The organism is Lentibacillus sp. (assembly GCF_035301675.1).
Lineage (GTDB): Bacteria > Bacillota > Bacilli > Bacillales > Amphibacillaceae > Lentibacillus.
The window spans coordinates 1-13,623 of the sequence record NZ_DATGTT010000014.1 but is presented as its reverse complement, the minus strand read 5'-3'; the positions used below and the strand labels follow the sequence as shown (position 1 = coordinate 13,623).

Sequence of the window (13,623 nt, the reverse complement as noted above, 5' to 3'; positions counted from 1 at the left end):
AGATAGGGGGGAGAACTGATGCGACCATTGAAGCTGACTATGACGGCATTCGGTCCATATAAACGCACTGAAATGATTGATTTTACCGAACTGGATGGGAATAATCTGTTTGTTATATCCGGCAACACCGGAGCAGGGAAAACGACGATTTTCGACGGTATCTGTTTTGCCTTGTACGGCAGCGCGAGCGGAACGGACAGAGAGAATAATAGAATGCTCCGCAGTGATTTTGCCTCTGACGATACACAAACGGCCATTGAGCTGGAGTTTGAAATCCACGGAAGACACTACCGGATTCTCCGCCAGCCGGGGCATGTAAAAGAAGGGAATAAGAGCAGGACCGGCGAGCGGTATGAGTTTTATGAGAAAGTTGACGGCCGGGAAGTGCCATGTGTGGACAGGCAAAAAGTATCTGATATTGATAAAAAAGTCGAAGCGATTATCGGATTGACGCAGGATCAGTTCAAGCAAATTGTCATGCTGCCTCAGGGGGAATTCCGCAAACTGTTAACCTCTGAAACGGAAAATAAGGAAGCGATTTTGCGCCGATTGTTTAAAACAGAGAGTTACAGCCAGATTAATCAACTGCTCCGGGACAGAAAGAATCGAATCGACCAGGACTTTAAGCAGGCACAGCAGTCTAGAGACCACTTTGTCCAGAGTATACATACGGCACTGCCCGAGCGTGAGGGCTCAGAACTGTTTAACACGCTCCGCAGTGATTTTTATAACATCAATCAGGTTGTTGCCGGGCTTGAAACGGAAACCGCGTATTATACTGAAAAAATTACCTCTGATGAACGAGCCTATCAGAATGCATATCAAAAACATGACCAGAAGCAAACGGAGCTGCATCAGGCTAAAGCGCTTAATGATCAGTTTGCCGACCTGGATAAGAAGCAGTCTGAACTGAACAAGCTGGAGGAGCAGATACCGGCTTACAAGAAAAAAGAAAAACAGCTGGAAGACGCCGAGCGGGCAAGTCACCTCGAACCGTACGAAAAGCAGGTCACTGACTGGAAAAGTGATGAAAAGGCGAAGAGAGAGGCTTTACAGCATGCTGAAATCGCCGATAAACAAGCCAAGGAAAAACTCGAGCAGGCTAAATCCGCTTACAAGCAAGAAGAGAATAAAAAGGATGAACGGGAAGAGATCAGCAGAGAGCTTGAACGCCTGAACGGCTATTTGCCGACTGTGAAACAACTCGACGAGAAGAAAAATGAGCTCGCAAAACTGGCGGAAAAAGGCAAGCAGGCGGCTAAGGACCTGGAAAATGCAAAAAGTGAATTTCAGAAAAAATCAGAGGCAGCCGAGAAAAATGATAAACAGATTGCTGAACTTGATCAGGCCGTCAGCCAACTGCCAGATAAACAGCAGGCACTGATGGATGCGAGCGAACAATATAAGGCTGCCGACGGGTATGTTGATCTGCAAACAAAACAATCGGCTATAAAACAGGATTTGGAGCAAAAGGAAAAAGCCTTCCTGTCTGCCAAACAAGCATACAATGCCAAAGAGGAAGCCTGGCTGAACAATCAGGCTGTTGCGCTGGCTGGTCATTTGCACAGCGGGGATGCCTGTCCTGTCTGCGGAAGCACCGAGCATCCGAATAAAGCAAGCAATCATGGTGAAACGGTGTCCCGTGAGACACTAAATTCCTTGAAGAAAGACATGGAAGACAAAGAGAAGCACCACAGGAAAGCAGAAACCGAGTACAGTGCCAATGCACGTCTTCTGGCTGAAAAGGAGCAGGATCTGGCAAACTATGAAGTCGCTGCCGAAAAGGTCGCAAATGTACGTGATCAACTGTTTGAAAAAGGCACCAATCTCAAACAGGAAGTTAGTTTGCTGAAAAAACAGCGTGAAGAGCTGAATCAGCTTAAAGCGAATCAGGAAAAGGCAAAAGAAGCATTAAAGAACCTGGAATCACAAAAAGAGCAGCTGGATAAAACATATCAGGAACTTCAGTCAGATTACCGGTCAGCTCATGCCGTATATCAAGAACAACTGCGGAACATCCCCGAAGACGTCCAGACACTTGCAGCACTGGAAAAACGGATCACTGAAACCGATGAGCACAAAACAAAACTGGAGAAGGCTTGGGAGGATGCGCAGCAGTGGTTCCAGCAGGCAAAAGAAGCAGCAACCAAAACAGCTGCGGATTTTTCAAACGCAACGAATCAATTGGCGGAAACGAAAGATAAACGCACCAAAGCCGAACAGGATTTCCAGAATGAACTGGCTAAAGCCGGATTCGAATCAGATGAATTTTATCAAGAGGCAAAAATGCCCAAAACAAAACGGCAGGAGTGGAAAGAAGCCATTCGTAAGTTTAATGAACATTTAACCGTGAAGAAACAACAGGTACGGGACTTGTCCGAAACGCTCAAAGGCAAAGAGCGGGTAGATCTATCAACGCTGGAAGAAGAGCTGCAATCACTCAAAAGTGCCTACGAACATGCCTATCAGACTTTGAATCTGTCAAAGGATTACAGAAACCAGGCAGCAACGATAAAAGAAAACATCATAGATACACATAACGAGGCTGCAGAGCATGAAAAGAAACTGGCCAACATCACCGACTTGCATGATGTGCTGCGCGGACAGAATAGTCAAAAAATATCATTCGAACGCTACTTGCAGATTGAGTATTTGGAGCGGATCATTGATGCAGCGAACGGCCGGCTGAAGCGCCTATCCAACGGGCAATTTTCCCTGATGCGAAGCGAGCGTCAGGAATCACACGGCAGACAGAGCGGCCTTGCGTTGGATGTCTATGATGCATATACAGGCCAGACGCGCGATGTCAAAACATTATCCGGAGGGGAAAAGTTCAATGCATCCTTATGCCTTGCACTCGGGATGTCTGATGTGATCCAGAGCTTCCAGGGCAACATCGCCATTGACACGATGTTCATCGATGAAGGCTTCGGCACATTGGATGAGGAATCCTTAAACAAGGCGATCGATACATTGATCGACTTGCAACAGTCAGGCCGAATGATCGGCGTCATATCCCATGTTCAGGAATTGAAAACGATCTTCCCGGCAAGACTCGATGTTGAGAAAACAAAGGAAGGCCACAGCAGGACAGAATTTGTGTTGAAGTGAGCATGTCTTGACTCCACATCAAGGGAGCTCGTGGAATATATCACCCAGTATACGAAACGTCTTCTGCTGGTTAGTTAGTAAGTTATTCATTAAATTTCGCTCAATCAAGCGTAACAGCCCAAATCAAAGCCCTTGAAACCGAATTGGAGATTCCCTTGTTTGAAACGCCAGGGAAAGCGTATCGTCTTAACAGAGGCCGGGAAAAAGTTTAAGTTATATGCTGATAAAATGATCAAGCTAAATGAAGAGGCAAAGATGGCTGTAGTTTTTGATAAATATGACTCTGAACAGATTATTTATAAAAGATTTTTAAATTCCTTGACTTGAAATGCATTTCACAAATTAGAGTGAAATAAAGCTTATTTTCAAATCAAGGAGGTAAAATTTTATGAAGAAAAAAATCCCCCTCCAAAACGACGAAAATATAATATCTTCTATTACGGGATTATTTGAATATTTCACTGGAGAGCAGAATGTCTATTTTGGAGATTTGTTGTTAACAAACAAAAGATTATATTTAGTTGGTAAAAATCCAATAAACATTGAAGAGTCTTTGTGGTTTAATGGGGAGGAGAGAGAGAATAGACAATCTACACTAATTGTAGGAGATCATTACATTAGAATAAGATGGAATTGCAATGGAAACCTCTTAGAGTTCATAAAAATGTATCAGCATTTAAATCTGTAGTTATCCTTTATTTTCAAGAAATAGGAGCAATCGTATGACAAATATTAGTGGTATTGCTAAATTAGCAGGTGTTTCAGTCTCTACTGTTTCTAGAGTTCTAAACAATCATAGGTATGTTTCTGATGATAAAAGAGAGGCTGTCTTAAAAGTAATAGAAGAAATGAATTATACACCAAATAAAAATGCAATTGATTTAGTTAGAGGAGCAACAAGTACAATAGGGGTCATTCTTCCATATAATAACAATCCAGCATTCGATCAAATGTTAAATGGTATTCTTAATAAGGCTTTAAAAAATGATATTTCTGTAACCGTACTTCCTTCAAAATATAGTAAAAATAAGGAAGCAAATTATTTACGAAAGTTAAAAAACAAACTGCTTGATGGCATCATTATAGCCTCAAGAGCAAATGATTGGGAAACAATAATTCCCTATAGCAATTACGGCACAATTGTATCTTGTGAATATACGCATAACACTGAAATCAGTTGTTCCTACAGTGATAGGTATTCTTCTTACCTAGAGGCCTTTCAATTATTAAAAAACAGGGGTCATTGTGCGGTAGCTTTTACAACAGCTAGATTAGAAAGTAATAGCACTAACCAAATGATCGATGCCTATAATGAGGTTTTTGGTGAACTTCCACCTTACTATCATATTTCAGATTGTCAATGTTTAGATGATGGATGTGAAGCAGCGAAGAAATTTTTGCAGTTACCGAAAAGACCAACTGCTATATATGCAAATGGAGATGAAGTAGCCGGTGGAATTTATTTATATGCAAAGTCACAACAATTTAATATTCCTGCTGATTTAGCTGTCATTGGTCAAGAAAAACAACCGACCGGTAGTGTTTTGGGAATAACTACCGTTGACCACCAACTAACCAAAGTCGGTGAGGAGGCCTTTAACCTTGTTATAAACGGATCCAGTGAAAAAGTAAAAGTACCTTATTTTATTGCCGAGAGAGATTCTGTATAAATTTTATTTATTCAAAAGGTAAAGGCAGTTTTACTTTGAAGTTTTAGCTGTTCCAACATAGGGAGCAGGATTTGAAAAGTGATGGTCTGCCAGAGGAGGATTTTTTTGAAAAGAATTGCTATAGATATGGATGAAGTAATGGCTGATGCTTTACCCAAACATTTAACTCTTTTTAATCGGTTGTACAACGACAATATAAAAATTGACGATTTAAATGGAAGAAAATTAGAAGAGTTACGACCTGAGTTCAAAGAAGAAATGAAAAATATCTTACTTGAACCTACTTTCTTTCGGGATTTAATGGTAATGCGAGATAGTCAAGAAGTTATAAAGGAATTGAATGAACACTACGAAATTTTCATCACTACTGCCGCCATGGAGTTTCCAACATCATTTACGGCGAAGTATGAATGGTTAAAGGAACATTTTAATTTCTTAAATGATATGAACTTTGTTTTTTGTGGTGATAAGAGTATATTAAATGCTGATTATCTTATTGACGATAATGCACGACATTTTAAACGATTTTCCGGACAGGGAATACTTTTCTCATCTCCACAAAACAGTAACGAAACAGGCTATGTTAGAGTTAACAACTGGCAAGAGGTAAGAAATTATTTTATCAAATCAACGGAAAGTTCATAGTAAGCAATGCCAGCTTCAGAAAAGACTGTTCCGAATGGACTAATTTACCATTAAAAGATGTAATTTCTATCCAAAATTTTCTTCAAAAACAATAAATGAATATTTGTCCTAGGATAGATAAAAATACTCTTATATTCATTATAGGAGGGATGTTCGTGGGTGAAGCTAATTACCAGCCTTTAACGGCCTCAGAAATGGGGGCATTATGGACAACCTATATTTCAAACAGCATGTTATGTAAAGTTTTTAGTTACGGACTCGGTTATGTTCAGGATCAGGATGTGCGAACGCACGTTCAAACAGCATATGATCAGGCCAGTCGAGTTTTGGATACCCTTCAAGGTATATTTGCTAAGGAAAATTTCCCGGTTCCTGTTGGTTTTACGGAGCATGACGTAAATATAGCAGCAAAGCCACTATTTGACGATACCTTCTTTTTAACGTATGTTAACATGATGGGAAAACTAGGAACACCGCAATACGCAAGGTTTCTTGCCTTGTCTACTCGAGAAGATGTTCGCACTTTTTTCTCCAACTGTCTCACTGACTCTTCTGCGCAATATAACCAAACGACAGAGGCTATGCTTTCTAAAGGCATTCTGATAAGACCACCGTATATATCTGTACCGCAAAAAGTAGATTTTGTGAACAACAAACATTACATGGACGGATCGGCCTTATTCACTGATAAGAGAACTCTGAATGCGGTTGAAATCAGCCATTTACATAGAAACACCGAGGCAAACGTACTTGGTTTTATGGTCTGTGTCGGTTTTGGCCAATCTGCTGAATCCCAAAATGTCAGGAACTATATGCAAAGAGGAAAAGATATGGCCAAAAAACACATCAAAATCTTTGCAAACAGACTACTTGAAAGTGATATTCAAGCACCCATGAGTTGGGATGAAAGTGCGAAAGACTCAACGGATCCCCCGTTTTCGGACAAATTAATGATGTATCATATGAGTACGTTAACGGCTGCAAGTATAGAAAGTTACGGACTGGCTGTTGCGCAAGGCCTGAGAGGTGATCTATCTTTAACTTATACCCGCCTTGCCGCTGAGGTCGCCCAATTTGCAAAAGACGGAGCTGATATCATGATCAAAAATGGCTGGATGGAAGAGCCTCCTCAAGCAGATGATCGTGACAAGTTGATAAAGAGAAAAAACCCGGAATAACATGCCGCAATCGGCGCGAGAATGGAATATGAACCCCATCCCTTTTTTGATCTTTCTTTAGCACAAAGAGACGTAGATGCGACCGTTGCTATTCAAACTCCGGAAATCATTATGTTAAATATTTTGGTGTTAGCATTACCTTTTTATTCCCCAGACGGGCGCCTATCTGGAATAAGGATTGGCGCCCTTTCTTGCAATATAAGAAAGCTCCCTTTTTATTGTGTTAAATTTTCCCTGAACATACGGTTTTCGCGTTTTTGATGCTACCCACTATAATTTCACTAATGATGAAATGAATCCTTCTGCCACTACAGATAATGTTGCCATTACTACTGCCAGCGTACTTACTCCCAGAGTCGTCCATATAAATACTTTATGTCTTGAGGCTCCAAGAGTGGTTATTGCACCAGCACCTACTTGGCTACTAAACAAAATTGACGATAAAAAGCATACGCCGGTTGCTCCAAAACGATCAAAAGTTCTTTTTATTCGGGGATTTATTTCCACATGCCTTCTATCTCCCTTTCGAAATTTATTATATACTGAATGAAAGAGGTTGTTAATTTCAGCTCCAAAAAATACAAAAAGAAGAACACTAATTGCATTCCCGAGAATAGCCACAATTAATGCTATAAGAGGTGGAAAGTTGAAAACAATGATTGCGGTTGGAACAGTTAAAAATACTTCAAGGAATGGAACCATACTTATAAAAAATATAGTAATACATTGAAGTAAAACATTTTCCATATAAACACCTGCCTTTTTAGTAAGTCGGTTGACTTAAAAATATTATAATACAACTGACTTGAAAAAACAAAGGAGTTATACTATGCCAAAAAAAATAGATCATGCTGAAAGAAAAGATCAAATTGTAGAAGCAATGTTTCGTATCATTCATCATTCAGGTTTCGAAAAAGTGACATTACGTGAAATTGCAAAAGAGGGAGAATTATCTTTAGGTTCTGTTCAATACTTTTTTCCAAAACAAAAAGATATATATATGTTCGCAATGGATGTTATCTATCAAAGGTTTGAGGAGAGAATGCAAAAGGTCGCTCAGGTAAATCAAGGAGGATTTGAAAACGCAGTTCGTATGTTAAAACAGATTGTTCAAGCCAATACCGAAGAAGAAAGAATGGAAAATGATATATGGATGAAATTTTCCATCATGGCAACGATGAACCCGGGATACCACACGACAAAAGACAGGTTTCGAGAAGTAAACCTTAATTTTGCAAAAGATATCCTAAAGATGCTTTATAACAACAGGGATATTAATCATCCGAATGTTGAAGATTGTGCAAATTCGTTAACAATATTCATTCACGGCTTAGTATTTGAATCTGTCATTTATGCCAATTTATACAACAATCAAGTAATTGAAAAGGAAATCAGAGAGTATTTACGAAAAATATGTAACTAAAAAAATTAAATACATATTTACTTTCAAGAATCACAAAAGCTGACGTTGTTAAGGTCAGTCTTTTTGTTTGTTCTTCGCTAATTTTTTACGATCTTTTAAACCGGGCGGTTGTTCTAACCATTCATGTTTAATCATGATATCGGCTCCGCTTTTGGCAAGCCGGGAAACTTCTAACGATAACCGTTCATAATTAATCATTAAATCGCTTCGTTGACTGGCAGCAGCAGCAGTAGCATAGTTTCCGATTCCTGATGAACTTATAAGTGACATATGATACATCAATAATTTATCTGAAAAAGTTTTAGTTGTTGAATCACTTATAGCTACATCAGGTACCTGTGGCGCATCAATATCATCTTTCAGAAGTGTATCAACAAAAATCTTAACATGTTTTTGCGAGATTTCTTTTCCTCGCAACATAAAATCTTGTACATCTTTAGATGGCGAAGTTTGTGCAAAGCCAAGGCATAATTTTATCCCCACTGTGTTTGTCAGTATATTCATGTATAAATGGGAAATTTCAACGGCGTTTAATGGACGGTTGTCACTAAATGGATTTAAGCCGCTCAAATACTTTTTGCTGTCCACATAATCCGTTTCTTTTGGAACTTCAATATAAGGATGTCTGGCATTAATTCCTTTTGAAAGGGCGATTTCGCTTGTTTGATTATAAATCTTAGCTGTTTTGTTTAAGGCTTGTGTGAAATAATTTCGTATATCTTCTCTCTCACTCATGGAGACAAATCCGCTATATGCTATCATTCCTACTTTTGCCATGTGATTGACATACGTTAAACAAAATGTGTCTGTAAAAAGCCATGGAGCGTTTATGTTTACGTCTTGTTCGGTAAATCCGTTCGGAACGGCATAATTGTCCTTTTCAAAAATAGTGAGTAACTGTTCCAGGTGATTGGACGAAAGATCATAGGCATATTGAATAGCGGGTTTTATATCTTGGTCTTCAATATGTTTCAGCATAAAACTTAAGACGCATTTTGACATACTATCTTGCATATATCCAGTCCAAAGAGAACCAATTTCTGCAGATGTTAGGTGAATGTTCCCTTCATTCATCATGTAACCTCCTTGTATGCTAAGGTAGGTTTATTATTTACTTTAATGCGGTTTTTATGAATACGTAATAAACAGAATAGAACAGAACGAGGAGCTTATCATCATAGTTCATGTCGTGGCGCGCCGGATAACCCGGAATACATTCACTTGATGACAAGTTTATGAGCGAAACAGAAAAAGAGGTGTTCTTACGGGGCACGGGTACTTAACACTTATTGGAGCCAGCCTTTTTCTTTCACTTTTGAAATAGCTTCTATGCGGTTCGTCACTTCCAGCTTATCGAGAATCAAGGAGACATAGTTGCGGACAGTGCCATTTGTAAGATAAAGCTGGCTGGCAATTTCTTTGGTGCTTTTGCCGTCAGCAATCAGCTTAATCACCTGTTCTTCCCGTTCGGTCAGTGGATTATCATGATCATATGCCATATCAACCAGTTCCGGGGCATAAATCCGGTTCCCGTTCATAATCGTACGGATGGAGTTCGCCAAATCCTCACTCGGGCTGTCTTTGAGCAAATAACCACTCACACCAGCTTTTCTCGCGCGTTCAAAATATCCTGTCCGCGCGAAGGTTGTTAATATAATTATTTTACACGGATCCTCTTTCAATTTTTCTGCTGCATCAAGACCACTTTTTACCGGCATTTCAATATCCATCATGCAAATATCCGGATGATGCTGTCGCACAAGCGATAATGCTTCTTCACCATTCCTTGCTTTACCGACAACTTCCATATCATCTTCCAGGTCAAGCAATGATCCCAGAGCCCCAAGCAGCATACGCTGGTCTTCTGCTATTACAATGCGTATCATAACAACCTCTCCTGTTCTGTCCGCTGAATAACTTTTGGTACCCTAATCGTCAGTGTCGTACCGTTGCCCGATGATTTAATATCCATGCTGCCATTGATAAATTCCAGCCGTTCTCTTATCCCCTGAAGTCCGTTTTCTGCGTATGTATTCTTTTTATTCATCATACCGATTCCATCATCCTGTACTTCAATCGACACCTCGTCCGCTGATGGTGCAATGATGGCTGTACAGGAAGATGCCACACTATGCTTGACGACATTGGTTACAGCCTCTTTCAAACACATACTGAGTACATTTTCAACAAATAAAGGTGTATTGGGGAGCTCCGGGTTTCCTTCCATGTGAAAATCAATTCGGGCAGTTTTCAGCATTTCCCGGACACGAGTAATTTCATCTTCCAGTTTTGCACCCTTCATATTCGACACCATTTCACGCACTTCATTCAACGCCGTTCGTGCTGTCTGGTGGATATCATTTATTTCATTTTTTGCCGTATCAGGTTTCACATCCACCAGCTTTCCTGCCAAATCACTTTTCAGACCGATCATAGACAGCTTTTGCCCAAGTGTATCATGCAAGTCACGGGCAATCCGCTGACGCTCTTCCAGGACATCTAACTGGGAAAGTCTTTGATTGGCAGCTTCCAATTGGTTTTCCAATGCTTCCCGCTTGTTTCGAAAATAAATCGTTAGCGGCAGCAGAATAACGCCAATAACGCTAAAGACAATAAAAGGCAGTTGGGATAGGAATATTTCGTTTTGGGTAAAAAAACCGATCGTGACTGCGGCAATTGTTGTAACCAGGTGGACCACATACAGTGTTATAAACCCAATTTTGTGTTGAATATTCCCGATGTAAAACGCCAAAAACAGTGCGGAATAAACATACCCCAGAAGCACTGTCATTACGAGGCTAATGACCATTTCAATTCCCACTGACAGGTAAACTGTCCAACCTTCAGACAGGAAAGATACTCTATATGCAGTGAAAAATAGCAATATCATTAAAATACCGAAAATAATTTCCCATGTTCCAGATGTCCGGAAGATAAAATAAAAAGGCAGAATACAAAAAATAATCCACGCATAAATACTGAGCCCCGTGTTTTTCGGGATAATATGATACCATTTCTGCATACCGTTCCTCCTCTGCTTACGTTAATTATAACAAAAAATATGACCCTCCAATACAGTCAATGGAGAGTCTTAGTATCGTATTATCTTTCTTGCAGGGGTGGTTTTCCAGGATTCACCTGGATGCCACGTTTCCTCCTTCGCAACAGTGTTTTAACTTCTTTAAAACTGACAAACGATTTGTTTGCTTCATCATACAGCCGGAAACGGATTGACTTCAAGCTGGAGGCTAACGTTATTGTTGTGGCCTGTTGTAATGGCGGTGTCGATTCATGGGCTTTTTCCAAATGATAATTTGGCACTCTTGGGCTTAAGTGATGCACGTGATGGAAGCCAATACTGCCTGTGAGCCATTGCATAACTTTTGGCAGTTTGTAATAGGAGCTACCGTCAACAGCAGCTTTGACAAAATCCCATTCGTCTTCATTTTCGAAATAGGAATCCTCAAATTGGTGCTGCACATAAAACAGCCAGATTCCCATTGAACCTGCCATAAAGGTAATTGGCAACTGGATAATCAGAAAAGCCTGCCAGCCGATGGCCCAGATTAACAGACCGTAAATGACGGCAACAGATGCATTGATGAGATACGTGTTCAGCCGTTCCTTCCGCTTGGCTCCTTTTCGGTTAAATCGATTGGATAGGAGAAATAGATAGAATGGGCCTAATCCGAACATCACAATCGGGTTGCGGTAAAGCCGGTAAGCCAGCCTTCCCCAAAAAGATGCGTTCACATATTCATCAACCGTCATCACCCATACATCACCCGTTCCACGCTTATCCAAGTTGCTGCTTGTGGCGTGATGAATCGCATGACTTCGTTTCCATTTTTCAAAAGCAAATAGCGTGATGACCCCGGTTATCGTCCCAACAATCCGATTGGCCTTGCCATTTTTGAAAAATGATCCATGTGTACAGTCATGGAAAATAATAAAGATCCGAACGACAAACCCTGATGCAATTACCAAGATTGGGAGTGTCAGCCAGATAGAGACAGACAAGCTTTGATAGCCCAGAAACCAAATCAGGAAAAATGGCGGAATCGTGTTTATGAGCTGCAGTATACTTGCTTTCGTATCTGATTTAGCAAAAGCTGCAACGCTTTTTTTCAACTGTGCTTGTTTTTGTTTACTCATAATTTCCTCCTACAATTAATTACTTTCGTCAATTGGTCTAATTTATATGCTAGAGAAAACCAATGAGCTTTAAAAGTCATAAACGTCAAGTCGTGAGCATGACAAATGTCATGTATATTGAAGTATGCCCTTTGGATCTAGTATTCTTGATGAAGCTGTAATTGTACGCTTTAATAAAAATATGATAGCTTAGTAGATATGTCGAACGATGACAATACATATAGGATAGGAGCATTTTTTATGAAGAAGAGTCTAGTATGGCAGTTGATTGCGGCATTTATTCTCGCAATTGTAATCGGTGCCATTTTTGGTGAAAAAGCGCAAGTTGTTCAACCGCTGGGGGATTTGTTTCTTCGATTGATCAAATTCATTATCGCTCCCTTGGTACTTGCCACACTTGTCGTTGGGGTTGCCAGCACAAGTGATGTGAGGAAACTTGGAAGACTGGGCGGGAAAACCGTAGCATTTTATCTGATTACGAGTATGCTTGCGATAACGCTCGGTATCATAGCCGGGAAAATTTTTTCGCCGGGGAGTGGTATTGATGTATCGCTGGAAGGAAAAGAGACTCCTGAACCAAATGAAACAGAGGGTGTTGTACAGACCATCTTAAATATTGTGCCGACAAATCCGTTTGAAGCGCTGTCGTCGGGTAATATCCTGCAAATTATCTTTTTTGCGTTGGCTATTGGAATAGCAATCACCCTGGTAGGGGAAAAGGCAAAACCGGTGCAACAGTTTTTCGACGGATTTGCTGAAGTGATGTACAAAATAACCGGCATGGTTATGGCAATTGTTCCGATTGGCGTATTTGGCCTGCTCGCTCCTGTTGTAGGTGAGTACGGAGTGGATGTACTTCTTCCATTAATCAAGCTGATCCTGGCTATGCTTGTGGGATGCATTATTCAGCTTTTCGTGGTTTATGCGCTGATTATTAAATCGCTTGGGAAAATGGGTCCCATTCAATTTTTTAAAGGTATTTTTCCGGCTACTGCCGTTGCCTTCAGTACAAGCAGCAGTTCCGGAACATTGCCGGTAACGATTAAGAGTGCACAGGAAAACCTGGGCGTATCCAAAGAGACGAGTACGTTTGTATTGCCGTTGGGAGCTACCATTAATATGGATGGAACGGCATTATATGTCGGACTTTGTTCGATGTTTGTTGCACAATACTTTGGTATGGATTTATCATTCTCACAGATGGCGACAGTTGTGCTGATTGGTACACTCGCATCGATTGGAACAGCCGGTGTGCCGGGAGCGGGACTTATAATGCTGACGATGGCGCTGAGTGCCGTTAATTTGCCCCTGGCCGGAATTGCACTGGTAGGTGGAATCGACCGTATATTGGATATGATGCGAACTGCTGTCAATGTCACAGGTGATGCGGCTGCGAGTGTTGTCGTTGATGCAAGTGAAAAGAATGGCATGCAAACAGAGA

The 13,623-nt window shown here is 40.6% G+C and carries 12 protein-coding genes and 1 pseudogene; 8 read left to right on the top strand and 5 right to left on the bottom strand.

Translation table 11 applies throughout. From position 1 onward, the window contains the following. Positions 1-18: 18 nt before the first annotated feature. The 6 genes and pseudogenes from VK097_RS02870 (at position 19) to VK097_RS02845 (ending at position 6,604) form a co-directional block, all read left to right on the top strand. On the top strand, positions 19-3,111 hold the full coding sequence (locus VK097_RS02870) for an SMC family ATPase (protein WP_324210291.1): 3,093 nt from the start codon (positions 19-21) through the stop codon (positions 3,109-3,111). An 89-nt stretch (positions 3,112-3,200) separates the two neighbouring features. Further along, positions 3,201-3,387 (top strand): annotated as a pseudogene (locus VK097_RS02865) (LysR family transcriptional regulator); the annotation flags it as partial. A gap of 112 nt (positions 3,388-3,499) precedes the next feature. Beyond that, positions 3,500-3,799 (top strand): hypothetical protein, encoded by a 300-nt coding sequence (locus VK097_RS02860; protein WP_324210290.1) that lies wholly within the window; start codon positions 3,500-3,502, stop codon positions 3,797-3,799. Positions 3,800-3,833: 34 nt separating this feature from the next. Next, complete coding sequence (locus VK097_RS02855) at positions 3,834-4,781, top strand: LacI family DNA-binding transcriptional regulator (protein ID WP_324210289.1); 948 nt, start codon at positions 3,834-3,836, stop codon at positions 4,779-4,781. Between the two features lie 99 nt (positions 4,782-4,880). Beyond that, entirely contained in the window at positions 4,881-5,426 is a 546-nt protein-coding gene (locus tag VK097_RS02850; RefSeq protein ID WP_324210314.1) for a 5' nucleotidase, NT5C type, read from the top strand. Positions 5,427-5,581: 155 nt separating this feature from the next. Next, complete coding sequence (locus tag VK097_RS02845; protein WP_324210288.1) at positions 5,582-6,604, top strand: DUF3231 family protein; 1,023 nt, start codon at positions 5,582-5,584, stop codon at positions 6,602-6,604. A gap of 270 nt (positions 6,605-6,874) precedes the next feature. Here the strand turns inward: VK097_RS02845 and VK097_RS02840 are convergent, their stop codons facing one another. Next, the gene (locus VK097_RS02840) at positions 6,875-7,351 is read right to left on the bottom strand and encodes a small multi-drug export protein (protein ID WP_324210287.1); all 477 of its coding nucleotides are present in this window, start codon (positions 7,349-7,351) and stop codon (positions 6,875-6,877) included. 82 nt (positions 7,352-7,433) lie between these two features. Here VK097_RS02840 and VK097_RS02835 point away from each other — a divergent pair, with 82 nt between their 5' ends. Then, positions 7,434-8,027, top strand: coding sequence for a TetR/AcrR family transcriptional regulator (locus tag VK097_RS02835; RefSeq protein WP_324210286.1), 594 nt, complete (start codon positions 7,434-7,436; stop codon positions 8,025-8,027). A gap of 54 nt (positions 8,028-8,081) precedes the next feature. Here VK097_RS02835 and VK097_RS02830 read toward each other — a convergent pair whose 3' ends face one another. The 4 genes from VK097_RS02830 to desA all read right to left on the bottom strand — a co-directional run bounded on the left by VK097_RS02830 (position 8,082) and on the right by desA (position 12,182). After that, the gene (locus VK097_RS02830) at positions 8,082-9,101 is read right to left on the bottom strand and encodes a DUF3231 family protein (protein WP_324210285.1); all 1,020 of its coding nucleotides are present in this window, start codon (positions 9,099-9,101) and stop codon (positions 8,082-8,084) included. A 212-nt stretch (positions 9,102-9,313) separates the two neighbouring features. Continuing rightward, a complete protein-coding gene (locus tag VK097_RS02825) occupies positions 9,314-9,913 on the bottom strand; it encodes a response regulator transcription factor (RefSeq protein ID WP_324210284.1) in 600 nt (199 codons plus the stop codon). Then, positions 9,910-11,049, bottom strand: a complete 1,140-nt coding sequence (locus VK097_RS02820; RefSeq protein WP_324210283.1) for a sensor histidine kinase — start codon at positions 11,047-11,049, stop codon at positions 9,910-9,912. The genes VK097_RS02825 and VK097_RS02820 overlap by 4 nt, the downstream gene beginning before the upstream one ends. Positions 11,050-11,129: 80 nt before the next feature. Continuing rightward, the gene (gene desA / locus VK097_RS02815; protein ID WP_324210282.1) at positions 11,130-12,182 is read right to left on the bottom strand and encodes a Delta(5) desaturase DesA; all 1,053 of its coding nucleotides are present in this window, start codon (positions 12,180-12,182) and stop codon (positions 11,130-11,132) included. Between the two features lie 240 nt (positions 12,183-12,422). On the opposite strand from desA, the gene VK097_RS02810 reads away from it, so the two are divergent. Beyond that, the coding region (locus tag VK097_RS02810; protein WP_324210281.1) for a dicarboxylate/amino acid:cation symporter at positions 12,423-13,623 on the top strand (1,201 nt) is incomplete at its 3' end.

Bases quoted from the DNA above. Each gene is read 5' to 3' on its own strand.
- VK097_RS02855 (WP_324210289.1), top strand. From the start codon at position 3,834: ATGACAAATATTAGTGGTATTGCTAAATTAGCAGGTGTTTCAGTCTCT.
- VK097_RS02840 (WP_324210287.1), bottom strand. From the start codon at position 7,351: ATGGAAAATGTTTTACTTCAATGTATTACTATATTTTTTATAAGTATG.
- VK097_RS02825 (WP_324210284.1), bottom strand. From the start codon at position 9,913: ATGATACGCATTGTAATAGCAGAAGACCAGCGTATGCTGCTTGGGGCT.
- VK097_RS02860 (WP_324210290.1), top strand. From the start codon at position 3,500: ATGAAGAAAAAAATCCCCCTCCAAAACGACGAAAATATAATATCTTCT.
- VK097_RS02870 (WP_324210291.1), top strand. From the start codon at position 19: ATGCGACCATTGAAGCTGACTATGACGGCATTCGGTCCATATAAACGC.
- VK097_RS02835 (WP_324210286.1), top strand. From the start codon at position 7,434: ATGCCAAAAAAAATAGATCATGCTGAAAGAAAAGATCAAATTGTAGAA.
- VK097_RS02820 (WP_324210283.1), bottom strand. From the start codon at position 11,049: ATGCAGAAATGGTATCATATTATCCCGAAAAACACGGGGCTCAGTATT.
- desA (WP_324210282.1), bottom strand. From the start codon at position 12,182: ATGAGTAAACAAAAACAAGCACAGTTGAAAAAAAGCGTTGCAGCTTTT.
- VK097_RS02830 (WP_324210285.1), bottom strand. From the start codon at position 9,101: ATGAATGAAGGGAACATTCACCTAACATCTGCAGAAATTGGTTCTCTT.